Below are 13,736 nucleotides of genomic sequence, written 5' to 3' on the forward strand. Positions count from 1 at the left end.
GGAGGCCGAGCGAGGGCCCCTTGGAGCCCCAGGGGCGGCCGTGGCCGAAACGCCGGGGGGTGCGGCGTTTGGAGCAGCCCTCGTTCACCCGACTAGCATGATCGTTCGCATGTGCGATTAGCGGTGAAGTTTTCGGCGGGGGTTGTTGTGAGCGCTGAAGCCATGGGACTGCGGACGCGGTTGGCGGATCTGGCGGCGACCGGGCAGGGCGATCTGCGTGCGGCCGTGGGGGAGTTCCGGCGCAGCGAGGTGCTGGTGCCGGTGGTGGATGACTCGCTGCTGTCGGTGGCTGCCGGCGGCGTCCGCTGGCTGTTTGCGTTCACGGATGGCGCGGCGTTGGCGCGCTTTGCGCAGGCGCGTGGTGAGGCGGTGCCGGAACGGGTGCCGGTGTACGGGGCGCGTTTGCTGGACCAAGTGGTCCCGGAGGTGGCGAAGGTGGACGGCGGGCCGGTCGGGATCGCGGTGGACGCGGGCAGTGCGGCGGGCCTGGTGCTGCCTCCGGCGAAGGGAGTTGTTCCGGACGCGGCGGCTGTGGACACGGTTCTGGACTCTGAAGGGGTGGACGCGTGAGCGGCGGGGACGGCTACCGGGTCGATCCGGAGGCGCTGGAGCGGATCACCCGGGGCATCAACCTGGCGATCGACGAGCTGAAGGAGCTGGGTTTCGACATCGAGGCGGCCCAGGGCCGCGGCTTCGACGACCTGGAGCTGACCGGTCTTGAGGTGGGGGACGCGAATCTGCGCCAGGTGTTCGCCGACTTCTGCGAGCGGTGGAGCTGGGGGGTGCGCTCGATGATGCGGGACGCGAACGGGTTCGCGCAGCGGCTCAACCTGTCAGCGGGGCTGTACCACGAGCAGGAGCAGTACGTCTCGAACACCCTCAAGACGGTGTGGACGGCGGCAGCGGGCAACCCTTACCTGTCCGAGGAGGAGGTCGAGCAGCGTTCCTGGTCGCAGACGTTGAAGGACAACTCCGTATCCCACTTCATGAACGCGGACTACAGCGCGGAGTCCCTGCAGGCCGGCGACCAGGCGGCCCGGCAGGCCTGGGTCCAGGCGCAGGAGGACCTGGAGACGTCGACGGTGACCCCGGACGCGCCGTTCGATTCGCGGACGGACTGGCAGCCTGACGGCCCCGAGGCATCGGCGTTCGGGGAGGTTGAGCGCTGATGGGCCTGGGGGACATGGTCAACGACCTCGGGGACGGCCTGGAGAGCGCTGTCGACGGCGTGAGCGCGGGCGTCGGGGAGGCCGTCAACTGGGGTGCGGACAAGGCAGCGGACGGCCTGTCGGCGGTCGGCGCGGACGGCGCGGCCGAGGGAGTGCGCGACTTCGGGGAGGGGGTGAACAACCGGCTGGGCGGCGATGTCGCCGAGCGCCGGCTGGGAGAGAGCGAGGACCCCAAGGAACTGGTCCACGGCAGCCCGCAGGCCCTGGAGGCGCGGGCCCGGCATCTGCGCGACTTCTTCCGGGCGTTCGAGAGCGTCGGCCAGGGGATGAGCTCGTTGGACGGCGAAGGCTGGCAGGGCAAGGCGGCGGATGCCTTCCGCGAGAAGTTCGACATGCATCCCAAGCAGTGGCTGACGGCGGCCGACGCCTGCGAGGCGGCGGCCAAGGCGCTGGAGGCGTACGCGGACACGGTGCGCTGGGCGCAGCGGCAGGCGCAGACTGCGATCGACGCCTACCGCACCGCGCAGGAGGACAGCCGACGGGCGGTGGACGCGCACAACGCTCAAGTGACGGCGTACAACCAGGCCGCCGACCAGTACAACGCGGCGGCTTCGGCGGGACGCAACCCGGGTCGCAAACCGACCGAGCCGGGCGCCTTCGTCGACCCGGGAGCGGCCGGCCGACGGGAGGCCGAGGAAATCCTTGCCGAGGCACGCCGCCAGCGCACCGACGCCGCCCGCGACGCGCAGCGCCGGGTGGCCGCCGCACTGGAGACGGCTCCGCCGAAGCCGGAGTTCACCGACCGGTTGAAGGCCGACGCGGCGGACGCCGTCGTGAGCACGCAGCTGAACCAGGCCCATGTCCTGGGGGGCCTCCTCAAGGGCGGCGCGGACCTGGTGAAACTGGTCCGCACCGTCAACCCGATGGACTCCTACAACATCACCCACCCCGGCGAGTATGTGAAGAACTCCAACATGCTGCTGGCCGGCCTGGTGGGCACCGCCGCCCATCCCGAACGCCTGCCCAAGGCCGTCATCGGCAGCGGCTGGAGCAGCGACCCGGGTGACTCCTTGGGCTACCTCGCCTCGAACCTGATTGGTGGCAAAGGCGCCACAAGCATGGCCCGGGGGGCTGCGCGAGGGGCCGCGGAGGGTGCGGCGACGGGAGGAGCGCGCAGGAGCGTCGGCCAAGCGATCAAAGATTTCGCCAGAGAAAAGAAGTGCAAGTGGTTCGGCGACCCCATCGACATGGCCACCGGCCGCATGGCGCTGCCGCAGACCGACGTCACCCTGCCCGCCAAGCTGCCCCTGCTGTTCTCCCGGCAGTTCGAGTCGTCGTACGAGGCCGGACGCTGGTTCGGCCCGAAGTGGACCTCCACCGCTGACCAGCGCCTGGAGATCGACGCCGAGGGTGTCATCTTCATCCGCGAGAACGGCGCACTACTGGCCTACCCGCACCCCGCCCCCGGCGTGCCGACTCTGCCGCTTGAGGGCGGCCGATACCCCCTGAGCATCGACGCCTACGGCGACTACGCCATCACCGACCCCGCGGCCGACCGCACCTGGCACTTCGCGGCCCCGGGCGGCGACGGCAACGGTATCGCCCTGCTGGAGCAGATCACCGACCGCTCAAGCCAGTGGCTCACCTTCGAGTACGACAACGAAGGCGCCCCCACGGCGATCGTGCACTCGGCGGGCTACCACCTCACCATCGAGACCACCGAGGGCCGAATAACTGCCCTGAGCCTGGCCGACGGCACGGCGGACAACGGCGGCGACGTCGAGCTGGTCCGCTTCGGCTACGACGAGCAGGGTCACCTGGCGGCGGTAACGAATTCGTCCGGCATACCCACCCGTTTCACCAACGACGAACTCGGCCGCATCACCGCCTGGACCGACACGAACAACTCGTCCTACCACTACGTCTACGACGGCCAGGGCCGCTGCATCTCCCAGTCGGGCGACGCCGGTCACCTGCGCAACACCTTCGTCTACGGCGACATCGACCCGCGGACGGGCCACCGGACCATCACCGCAACCAACTCCCTGGGTCGCAGCACGCGTTACCTGGTCAACAGTGACCTGCAGGTGGTGGGCGAGACGGGCCCCGACGGAGCGACGACCCGCACCACATACGACCGCTACGAACGCCCACTGACGGTCACCGACGCCCTCGGCCGCACGCAGAGCTACGCCTACGACGAGGCAGGCCGCATGACGATGGCCGTCCGCCCCGACGGCCGCTACACCAGCATCGGCTACGACGACCAGGGCCTGCCCGTGGCCATGGCCGGCCCGGACGGTACCCACGTCAGCCAGCAGTTCGACGCCTTCGGCAACCGCACGGCCGTAACCGACGCGTCCGGGATCACGACCCGCTTCGGGTATGACGACCTCGGTCACCTGTCGGCGATCACGGACGCGACGGGCGCGACGAGCACGGTCCGCTGCAACACCGCGGGCCTGCCCCTGGAGGTCACGGACCCGCTCGGCGCGGTGACCCGCTACGAGCGGGACGCCTTCGGCCGCCCGACCACGATCACCGACCCGACGGGTGCGGTGACCCGCCTGGAGTGGACGGTGGAGGGCCGCCTGTGCCGCCGTATCACCGCGGACGGCGCCACGGAATCGTGGACGTACGACGGCGAGGGCAACTGCACCAGCCACACGGATGCCATGGGTGCCGTATCCCGTTACGAGTACACCCACTTCGACCTGATGTCGGCTCGCACCGGCCCGGATGGGGTGCGCTACGAGTTCGCTCACGACACCGAACTTCATCTGACAAAGGTCACGAACCCGCAGGGTCTGACCTGGTCGTACGAGTACGACGCAGCCGGACGGCTGATCGCGGAGACGGACTTCGACGACCGCAGGCTGACGTACGAACACGACAGTGCAGGCCAGTTGACCGCCAGCACCACGGCTTCCGGCCAGACCATCTACTTCCACAGGGACGTACTGGGCCGCGTGGTGAGGAAGGACGCGGCCGGAGCGGTCACGACGTACGCGTACGACGCAACGGGTGGCTTGGCCCGGGCAGTCAGCCCGGATGCGGTCCTGACGTTGCAGCGGGACGATTCCGGCCGCCTGATGTCCGAGACGGTCAACGCCCGCACGCTCACCTACACCTACGACGTCCTGGGCCGCCGCACGGGCCGCACCACCCCGACCGGCGCGACCAGCACCTGGGCCTATGACGCGGCGGGCAACCGCACGGAACTGACCACCGGAGGCCACACCCTCGCCTTCACCCACGACGCGGCCGGCCGCGAACTGACCCGCCACATCGGTGAAGCCTTCACCCTCACCAGCGCCTTCGACCCCCTGGGCCGCCTGACGAAGCAGGAACTCACCGGACCAGGCGACACGCGCCTCCAGCACCGCGCCTACACCTACCGCGCCGACGGCAACCTGACCGGCATCGACGACGACCTGAACGGCCCCCGCCGCTTCGACCTCGATGCCGCCGGCCGGGTCACCGCCGTCCACGCCGCGAACTGGACGGAGTCCTACGCCTACGATGCGGCAGGCAACCAGACCCGAGCCGCTTGGCCGGACTCCATGCCGGGCCAGGAGGCAACCGGAGATCGCACCTACCACGGCACCCGAATCACGCGCGCGGGCAGTGTCCGCTACGAGCACGACGAAGCCGGCCGGATCACCCTGCGCCAGAAAACCCGCCTGTCCCGCAAACCGGACACCTGGCGCTACACCTGGGACGCCGAGGACCGCCTCTCCTCGGTGGTCACCCCCGACGGCACCACCTGGCGATACCGCTATGACCCCCTGGGCCGCCGCATCGCCAAACAACGCCTCGCTTCCGACGCCGAAACCGTCCTGGAACAGGTCGACTTCACCTGGGACGGCACAACCCTGTGCGAACAGACCACGCACACCCCCGGCACCGACCAGTCGGCCATCACCCTCACCTGGGACCACCAAGGCATACGCCCTCTGACCCAGACCGAACGCAAACACCTCACAGACGCGCCGCAGGAGGAGATAGACCGGCGCTTCTATGCCATCGTCACCGACCTGGTGGGCACCCCCACCGAACTCGTCGACGAACGCGGCGCTATCGCTTGGCGCACACACCGCACGCTCTGGGGCACCACCGCCTGGAACCGTAGCGCCACCGCCCACACCCCTCTCCGCTTCCCCGGCCAGTACGACGACCCCGAAACCGGCCTGCACTACAACTTTCACCGGCACTACGACCCCGAGACCGCTCGCTACACCAGCCCCGACCCTCTGGGTTTGATCCCTGCTCCAAACCCCGCCACCTACGTGCGCAACCCCCACTCGCGCACCGATTCGCTCGGGCTTGCACCGGATTGCCCCAATGGCGAAAATGCTCGTGGGATCTACGACTTCAGGGAGCCGAATCCAAATTTCCCTCATGACGCAGCAGCGGTCGACGCCATGCGTTCGGCGCCGATCGGCGGAAATATCGACTGTTCTGAAATCGCCGAATATATTCTCCGAGAAACTGGAGGGCAAGGAAAAATCATAAACTTCACCATCAAGAACGACCCAAGCATCAACATTCCCGAAAATGCGGGTCAGGTAGTGACAGAATACCGCTATCACGACGTCTACACAGATGGTCGATATGTGTACGACCCGGCGATGCGGTCAGATCCGATTCCGTATGGCGACTATGAGCGAGCGATTCGACTATTGAACCCCGGCAAAAAGCTCGTTGTCCAAAATGGCGGGTACTCGGGCCCCCTCTGGTAACGGATGGAGGGATTTTCGTCTTGTCCACTCGAAGCGTAAAAGCGATGCGAGCACTAAGCAGATTCGGAGAACTCGCGTGGTTTTCCTTGACTGCAGAGACTCACCCTGTATACGGCTATTCGCAGGTACCGTACATGGGGTGGCGTTACGCGTCACCCCGGCAAGGGACCGCACAACTAGTAGAGGAAGCCGTGAGAGAGCTGCCGACTCAGGTCGAATGGACTCTCGACAGGAGCAGGAGAAATTGGATTCTCCTGCCATCCCGGATCTTGAGCGAGGCGCAGGGGCTCGAAGATCCCGCGTTCGCAGACACCGTACACTCGATCAATATCCATGATCAGGAATTCTGTTTTAGAGCGCTGGCAGATGTTGAGTTGATCATCCAACGCCTTCAGGAGACTTCGCCCCCAGAAGACTGGTCCTGTGAGGCCTAAAAGACCTGCACCCTCGAGCAGATCACGCAATTCGTAGAGGAGACTCACCGCTGTGCCTGAGCCGGCAACTCTGAGCATCCTGTCCGTCGAATCGGTGACGCCCAACAGCCCCGCTGCGGCGGACAGCGCAGTCGTGTGCGTTGTGCGCTGCATCGAAGGGACTGCACGGCTGAGCATGGAGTTGCACCGCCTCGCCCCGTGGACCGGGACAGCGAGCCCGCTCACCCTGGTCGCCATCGAGTGGTACGGCCGACAGGTCGACCAACTGACACCATGCACTCGGCGAAGGTCACCCTCATCGGTGCAGGAGCGGACAGCCTGGCCGTCTGGGAGGTCCTGGACTCCGCCCCGGAACGCGAGTGAATCGCCATGAGCGGGGCGACACCAAGAACCGCATAGCCCACGGACACCAGGAAAGCCCGACCCAGGAGATCTCCTGGGTCGGGCTTTCTTCCCGTTAGGCGGTAGCTCAGACCCCGGCGCGCTCCGGCTCGTCCGAGTCCGAGTCCGAGGACGCAGCCGGCGTCGGCTCCGCAGTCACCCCCGCCTTCCTATCCCGCCTCGCCTGCCGCTTCGTCGCCCGCCGTTCCTTCCGAAGCTCCACCATCGCGTACAGCGTCGGTACGAGGAGCAGGGTCAGGAGGGTCGACGTGATCAGGCCGCCGATCACGACCACGGCCAGGGGCTGGGCGATGAAGCCGCCCTCGCCGGTGACGCCCAGGGCCATGGGGAGGAGGGCGAAGATCGTTGCCAGGGCCGTCATGAGGATGGGGCGGAGGCGGTGGCGGCCGCCCTCGATCACGGCCTCGACGACGCCGTAACCCTGGCTCCGGTACTGGTTGATGAGGTCGATCAGCACGATCGCGTTCGTCACCACGATGCCGATCAGCATCAGCATGCCGATCATCGCGGGGACGCCCATCGGGGTGCCGGTCGCGATCAGGAGGCCGATCGCGCCCGTCGCCGCGAACGGGATGGAGACGAGCAGGATCAGGGGCTGGATCAGGGAGCGGAAGGTCGCGACCAGGAGCATGAAGACGATCGCGATCGCCGCCAGCATCGCCAGGCCCAGGTTGACGAACGCCTCGTCCTGGTCCTCCGAGACACCGCCGATCGAGGCCGTGGCGCCGGCCGGGAGGGTCAGCGAGTTGATCTTGGACTGGAGGTCCGCGCTCACCGCGCCCGTGTTGTCGCCGGTCGGCTTCGCGGAGATCGTGGCCGCGCGCTGGCCGTCGATGCGGGTCATCGAGACCGGGCCGTCCACCAGCTTCACGTCCGCGATGTCGCCGAGCTTCACCAGGCCCAGGCTGAGGTCCTGAAGCTGCTTCAGCGTCGTCGCCGGCTTGGCCGACCTGACGACGACGTTCCGCTCGGTGTCGTCGAGGGTCGCCTGGGCCGCCGTGTTGCCGCGGACCGCCTGGGCGACGGCCAGGCCGAGGGTCTGGTCGTTGAAGCCGGCCGCGGCCGCCTTGTCGTTGGCCTTCACCGAGATGCGCGGCACGCTCTGCGCCAGGTCGCTCGTCACGTCCGTGACGTTGTCCAGGCCGGCCACCGCCTCGCGGACCTGCTCGGACGCCTTGCGCAGCACCTCCGCGTCGGCCGCCTTCACGACGACGCTCAGGTCCTGGGCGCCGAAGCCGTCACCGGCCGCGATGGTGGTCGTACCGATGCCGTCCAGCTTCTTCAGGCCGGCCTCGACGCGGTCCTGTACGTCCTCGTACGACGCCGAGTCCTCCAGCATCACCTGGTAGGACGCCTGGTTGGTGTCGGTGCCGCCGCCGAAGGCCGCCATGAAGCCGGACGAGCCGATCGTGACCTGGTAGTCCTTCACGCCCTCGGTGCCGGCGAGCAGCTTCTCGACCTTCTTCGCCTGCTCGTCGGTCGCCGCCAGGCTGGTGCCCGGCTTCAACTCCTGCTTGACGGTGAGGACTTCCTGCTCGCCCTGGTCGAAGAAGTTCGTCTTCAGCAGCGGCGCCATGCCGAACGTGCCGATGAGGATGACGATCGCGAGCAGCACGCTGGTCATACGGCGGCGGGTCGCGAAGCGCAGGACGGGGACGTAGAAGCGCTGGAGCCTGCTCTTCGCCTCCTTCTCCTCCGCGATCCGGCGGGCTTCGGCCGCGTCCTCCGGGGTGCCCTTCGGGGCCCGCAGGAACCAGTACGACAGGACCGGTACGACCGTCAGCGAGACCAGCAGCGACGCCAGCAGCGCGGCCGTCACGGTCAGGCTGAACGAGCCGAACAGCTCGCCCACCATGCCGCCGACCAGGCCGATCGGAAGGAACACGGCGACCGTGGTGAGGGTGGAGGAGGTGACCGCGCCGGCGACCTCGCGGACCGCCTTGAGGATGGCCTCCTGGCGCTCCTCGCCGTAGCCCAGGTGCCGCTTGATGTTCTCCAGGACCACGATCGAGTCGTCGACGACCCGGCCGATGGCGATGGTGAGCGCGCCGAGCGTCAGCATGTTCAGCGACAGATCGCGCGTCCACAGGACGATCAGGGCCAGGACCACCGACAGCGGGATCGAGACCGCCGTCACCAGCGTCGAGCGGATCGACGCGAGGAAGACCAGGATGACGAGGACCGCGAAGAGCAGGCCGAGCGCGCCCTCGGTGGTCAGGCCGTCGATGGACTTCGAGACCGCCGGGCCCTGGTCGCTGACCACGGTCAGCGTGGCGTCGGAGCCGAGGTCCTCGCGCATCTCGGCGAGCTTGTCCTGGACCGCGTCGGAGATCGCGACCGCGCTGCCGTCGCGGTCCATGGTGACCGCGATCGCGAGGGACGGCTTGCCGTCCGTGCGCGTGAGGGAATCGGCCGGCGCCTGCTCCTGCTCGACGGTGGCGACGGAACCGAGGCGGACCGGCTTCTTACCGGAAGCGTCCGCACCGCCGCCCGCGCCGCCCGAGCCGGTGACCCTCAGGTCCTCGATCTGCTGCAGCGAGGTGAACCCGCCGCCCACCTGGACGGTGCGGTTGTCGCCGCCCTCGTCGAAGGAGCCCGCCGGGACGGTGGCGCCGCCCGCCCTCAGGGCCTCGGAGAGGTCCGCCGAGGTCAGGCCCGCCTTCGCCAGCTTCGCGTCGTTGGGGGTCACGGTGACCTGGAGGTCCCGTACGCCGTCGACGGTGACCTGGCCGACGCCGTCGATGTCCTTCAGGTCCGGCACGACGGTCCGGTCGAGCTGGTCGGCCAGCGCCTGCTGGTCCCGGCCGGAGGTGACGGCGAGGACGACGGTCGGGATGTCGTCCGTGGAACCGGCGATGACCTGCGGGTCCACGTCGTCCGGCAGCTGGGCTCGGGCCCGGTTGACGGCCTGCTGGACGTCGGCGACCAGCTGCTGGTTGTCGGGGCCGTAGTCGAAGGACGCCATGATCACGGCGTTGCCCTCACTGGCCGTGGAGGTGACGCCGGTGATGCCGTCGACGGCCTCGAGGCTGTCCTCGATCGGCTCGACGACCTGCTTCTCGACCACGTCCGGCGCGGCACCCTGGTACGGCGCCAGCACGGACACCATGGGCAGTTCGATGGAGGGCAGCAGCTGTTGCTTGAGCTGGGGTATCGCGATGGCGCCGAAGACGATCGCGATGATCGACATCAGGCCTATCAGGGCACGCTGGGCAAGGCTGAACTTCGACAGCCAGGACATGGTTCAGGGTCTCTCTTCTGTGAGCGGCAGAAGCGGCAAGGCGCAGGCTTGGATCAGGCAGGGGTCAGGCAGGAATCAGGCATGGATCAGACAGGGCGTCCACGGCACACGCGTGGGACACGCATGTGCGGCACGGATGAGCGCCCGCCCCTACACCCTGAGCCATCGAGGAGACCGGTTTCGTAGGCCGCAGGTCCCGTTCCTTATCCGGCGCATACTCCGGGCGCAGTACACCCGGGTCGAGCTCACTCCACCCTTGGACGTACCAGCCCGGACTCGTACGCGATCACCACGAGCTGCGCCCGGTCGCGGGCGCCGAGCTTGGACATGGCCCGGTTGACGTGGGTCTTCACCGTCAGCGGGCTGACCGCCAGCCGCTCGGCGATCTCGTCGTTGGAGTGCCCGCCCGCGACCTGGACCAGGACCTCGCGCTCCCGGCCGGTGAGCGCGTCGAGCCGCTCGGCGCGGGCCGGGTCGCGGTCGTCGTCCGCGCCGTCGCCCTGGGCGAGGAAGCGGGCGATCAGGCCCTTGGTGGCGGCAGGCGAGAGCAGGGCCTCACCGCCGGCCGCGACGCGGATGGCGGCGAGGAGTTCGTCGGGTTCGGAGCCCTTGCCGAGGAAGCCCGAGGCGCCGGCGCGCAGCGACTGCACGACGTAGTCGTCGACCTCGAAGGTGGTCAGTATGACGACGCGGACGTGGGCGAGGGCCGGGTCGGCACTGATCATGCGGGTGGCGGCGAGGCCGTCGGTGCCGGGCATCCGGATGTCCATCAGGACGACGTCCGCCCGCTCCTCCTTGGCCAGCCGCACCGCCTCCGCCCCGTCGGACGCCTCGGCGACGACCTCCATGTCGGGCTCGGAGTCGACCAGCACCCGGAAGGCGCTGCGCAACAGGGCCTGGTCGTCGGCGAGCAGGACGCGGATCGTCATGCGGGGTCCTCTCCGGGCCCTTGTGCGGGGCGGTGGGGGCGGTGGGGGCGTTCAGCTGTCATACGGCGGTGCGGCATACGGCGAGGAGGGGGACGGCGCGCCGTCATGCGGCGTCCGTCGCGTCATACGGCGTCCTCCGCGGCGCGCGTACGGCTCTTGACCGGCAGGATCGCATGGACGCGGAAGCCGCCTCCGTAGCGGGGGCCGGTGGTGAGGGTGCCGCGCAGGGCGGTGACGCGCTCGCGCATGCCGAGCAGGCCGTGGCCGCCGCCCTCGACGGTCTCGTCGTCGCCGGCTCCGTCGTCGAGGACGGTGATCTCGACGTTCGGGCCCACGCGGACGACGCTGACCTCGGCTTTCGCCTCCGGGCCCGCGTGCTTCTGCACATTGGTGAGGGCCTCCTGGATGACGCGGTAGGCGGCCAGGTCCACGGCGGCGGGGAGCGTCGTGCCCTGGTCGGCGCGGGCGACCTCCACCTGAAGGCCCGCGCTGCGGAAGGTGCCCGCGAGTTCGTCGAGGCGGTCGAGGCCGGGAGCGGGTTCGGTGGGGGCCTCGGGGTCGCCGGACTGCCGCAGCAGGCCTACGGTCGCCCGGAGTTCGTTGAGCGCGGAGCGGCTGGCCTCGCGTACGTGGGCCAGGGCCTCCTTGGCCTGGTCGGGCCGCTTGTCCATGACGTGGGAGGCGACGCCCGCCTGGACGTTGACGAGGGCGATGTGGTGGGCGACGACGTCGTGCAGGTCCCGGGCGATGCGCAGGCGCTCCTCGGCGACGCGGCGGCGGGCCTCCTCCTCACGGGTGCGCTCCGCTCGTTCGGCCCGCTCGCGGATGGCGGCGACGAAGGCGCGGCGGCTGCGGACGGCGTCGCCGGCGGTGGCGCCGATGCCGGTCCAGGCGAAGATGGCGAGGTTCTCCTGGGCGTACCAGGGCAGGGGGCCGGCGAGCATGGCGGAGCCGGTCAGCACGGTCATGGTGAGCAGGCCGACGCGCCAGGTGGTGGGGCGGTCGGTGGTCGAGGCGACGGTGTAGAGAGCGATGACCGCGGACATGGCGACGGGGGCGCGGGGGTCACCCGTGACGGACTCGACGACGGAGGCGGTGCCGGTGAGGGCGAGGACCGTCATGGGGGCGCGGCGGCGGAAGACCAGGGCCGCGGCGCCGAGGGTGATGAGCACCAGGCTGAGCGTGTCCGGGGTGCGCAGACCCCAGGTCACGCCGTTCTTGCCGTGCGGGTCCACGAACGAGCCGGACACCATGCAGACCAGTACGCCGACCGCCAACGCCGCGTCCAGCGCCAGGGGGTGCGCCTTGAGATGCCGCCGGGCGCGTTCCCCTGCGGAGCTTGGAACGGGGGCCAACTCGAGGTTCCTCATGTCATGTGCCCGGCGTTGCGGTGTGCGTCGCCCCGGGGGCTGCCGCCCCCGGACCCCCGCTTCGGCCCTGAATGGGCCTGGTCATCAACGCCGGACGTGCTGATACGGCTCAGCCCGGGATCAAGCCGTCGTCGCTCAGCAGCTCCCGGACCTCCTCCAGCGTCGCGTCCGGGGACGGAAGGATCAGTTCGGACGGTTCCAGGGAGTCGTCGGGCAGGGGCTCGCCCAGTTCGCGGACCTTCTGGAGAAGGGCGTGGAGGGTCGCGCGGAAACCTGGGCCGTCGCCGTTCTCCATCTCCTCCAGGAGCACGTCGTCCAGCTTGTTCAGCTCGGCGAGGTGGCTGTCGGCCAGACTCACCTGCCCCTCCCCCATGATCCGTACGATCATGTCGCCCTCCTCGGCGATGGGCCCGCCCCGTCTCCCGGGGACTACTGCTTGTCGAAGCGCGGGGTGTCCTGCGGCTGCTGCTGGGACTGCGACTGGGGCTGGCCGGTGCCGCCCTCGATCGCCTGCTTCGACGAGGAACCGCCCGCCAGCTCCGCCTTCATGCGCTGCAGTTCCAGCTCTACATCCGTACCACCGGAGAGCCGGTCCAGCTCGGCCTGGATGTCGTCCTTGTGCATGCCGGACTGGTCGTCGAGGGCACCGGAGGCGAGGAGTTCGTCGATGGCTCCGGCGCGGGCCTGGAGCTGGGCCGTCTTGTCCTCCGCGCGCTGGATCGCCAGGCCGACGTCGCCCATCTCCTCCGAGATGCCGGAGAAGGCCTCGCCGATGCGGGTCTGGGCCTGGGCGGCGGTGTAGGTGGCCTTGATCGTCTCCTTCTTGGTGCGGAAGGCGTCGACCTTCGCCTGCAGGCGCTGGGCCGCGAGGGTGAGCTTCTCCTCCTCGCCCTGCAGAGTCGCGTGCTGCGTCTCCAGGTCCGTCACCTGCTGCTGGAGGGCGGCGCGGCGCGAGAGCGCCTCGCGGGCCAGGTCCTCACGGCCCAGCGCGAGCGCCTTGCGGCCCTGGTCCTCCAGCTTCGACGACTGCTGCTGGAGTTGGTTGAGCTGGAGTTCCAGGCGCTTGCGCGAGGTGGCCACGTCGGCTACGCCGCGGCGGACCTTCTGGAGCAGCTCCAGCTGCTTCTGGTACGAGTAATCGAGGGTCTCGCGCGGGTCCTCGGCCCGGTCAAGGGCCTTGTTCGCCTTCGCGCGGAAGATCATCCCCATACGCTTCATGACACCGCTCATGGGCTTCGCGCGCCCCCTTCTGACGGACTCCACTCCAGCACCTGCGACAGAACCCACAGTACGGGCCCTGCATCCATTACCGCACTGTTCGGGGACGGATGCGCTCATCCCCAAGGACGACTGCTGACGCTCCTGCTCCGGCGTAAGGAGTAGGTGACTCCCGGGTGCCGACCCGGTGCCGCCCACGTGCCTCCCTGATGGCCGTCGGAGGAACCGTCT

9 protein-coding genes are annotated in these 13,736 nt (G+C 69.1%); 3 read left to right on the top strand and 6 right to left on the bottom strand.

Annotated features, from left to right (window positions below; translation table 11 throughout):
* Positions 1-162: 162 nt before the first annotated feature.
* From AB5J55_RS11335 to AB5J55_RS11345, 3 genes are read left to right on the top strand one after another with little or no spacing between them, the layout of a single operon-like run.
* Entirely contained in the window at positions 163-570 is a 408-nt protein-coding gene (locus AB5J55_RS11335; protein ID WP_369270537.1) for an SseB family protein, read from the top strand.
* A complete protein-coding gene (locus AB5J55_RS11340) occupies positions 567-1,169 on the top strand; it encodes a hypothetical protein (RefSeq protein ID WP_369270538.1) in 603 nt (200 codons plus the stop codon). The genes AB5J55_RS11335 and AB5J55_RS11340 overlap by 4 nt, the downstream gene beginning before the upstream one ends.
* A complete protein-coding gene (locus AB5J55_RS11345; RefSeq protein ID WP_369270539.1) occupies positions 1,169-5,911 on the top strand; it encodes a putative T7SS-secreted protein in 4,743 nt (1,580 codons plus the stop codon). Before AB5J55_RS11340 ends, AB5J55_RS11345 begins: the two co-directional genes overlap by 1 nt.
* A 176-nt stretch (positions 5,912-6,087) precedes the next feature.
* Here AB5J55_RS11345 and AB5J55_RS11350 read toward each other — a convergent pair whose 3' ends face one another.
* The 6 genes from AB5J55_RS11350 to AB5J55_RS11375 form a co-directional block, all read right to left on the bottom strand.
* The gene (locus tag AB5J55_RS11350; RefSeq protein WP_369270540.1) at positions 6,088-6,498 is read right to left on the bottom strand and encodes a hypothetical protein; all 411 of its coding nucleotides are present in this window, start codon (positions 6,496-6,498) and stop codon (positions 6,088-6,090) included.
* 316 nt (positions 6,499-6,814) lie between these two features.
* On the bottom strand, positions 6,815-9,988 hold the full coding sequence (locus tag AB5J55_RS11355; RefSeq protein ID WP_369270541.1) for an efflux RND transporter permease subunit: 3,174 nt from the start codon (positions 9,986-9,988) through the stop codon (positions 6,815-6,817).
* A 245-nt stretch (positions 9,989-10,233) separates the two neighbouring features.
* Positions 10,234-10,917: a response regulator gene (locus tag AB5J55_RS11360; RefSeq protein WP_369270542.1), complete on the bottom strand. Its 684-nt coding sequence runs from the start codon at positions 10,915-10,917 to the stop codon at positions 10,234-10,236.
* Between the two features lie 122 nt (positions 10,918-11,039).
* Positions 11,040-12,272 carry a sensor histidine kinase gene (locus AB5J55_RS11365; RefSeq protein ID WP_369270543.1) on the bottom strand — a complete coding sequence of 411 codons (1,233 nt, stop codon included), beginning with the start codon at positions 12,270-12,272 and terminating at the stop codon, positions 11,040-11,042.
* A gap of 124 nt (positions 12,273-12,396) precedes the next feature.
* Positions 12,397-12,675, bottom strand: coding sequence for a hypothetical protein (locus AB5J55_RS11370; RefSeq protein WP_369270544.1), 279 nt, complete (start codon positions 12,673-12,675; stop codon positions 12,397-12,399).
* A gap of 41 nt (positions 12,676-12,716) precedes the next feature.
* On the bottom strand, positions 12,717-13,517 hold the full coding sequence (locus AB5J55_RS11375; protein WP_369270545.1) for a PspA/IM30 family protein: 801 nt from the start codon (positions 13,515-13,517) through the stop codon (positions 12,717-12,719).
* Positions 13,518-13,736: the final 219 nt, after the last annotated feature.

This window comes from Streptomyces sp. R11 (assembly GCF_041051905.1).
Taxonomy (GTDB): Bacteria; Actinomycetota; Actinomycetes; order Streptomycetales; family Streptomycetaceae; genus Streptomyces.

Excerpts from the sequence above, each read along its gene's own strand:
- AB5J55_RS11335 (WP_369270537.1), top strand. The coding sequence starts at position 163 with ATGGGACTGCGGACGCGGTTGGCGGATCTGGCGGCGACCGGGCAGGGC.
- AB5J55_RS11345 (WP_369270539.1), top strand. The coding sequence starts at position 1,169 with ATGGGCCTGGGGGACATGGTCAACGACCTCGGGGACGGCCTGGAGAGC.
- AB5J55_RS11350 (WP_369270540.1), bottom strand. The coding sequence starts at position 6,498 with ATGCAGCGCACAACGCACACGACTGCGCTGTCCGCCGCAGCGGGGCTG.
- AB5J55_RS11355 (WP_369270541.1), bottom strand. The coding sequence starts at position 9,988 with ATGTCCTGGCTGTCGAAGTTCAGCCTTGCCCAGCGTGCCCTGATAGGC.
- AB5J55_RS11360 (WP_369270542.1), bottom strand. The coding sequence starts at position 10,917 with ATGACGATCCGCGTCCTGCTCGCCGACGACCAGGCCCTGTTGCGCAGC.
- AB5J55_RS11370 (WP_369270544.1), bottom strand. The coding sequence starts at position 12,675 with ATGATCGTACGGATCATGGGGGAGGGGCAGGTGAGTCTGGCCGACAGC.
- AB5J55_RS11375 (WP_369270545.1), bottom strand. The coding sequence starts at position 13,517 with ATGAGCGGTGTCATGAAGCGTATGGGGATGATCTTCCGCGCGAAGGCG.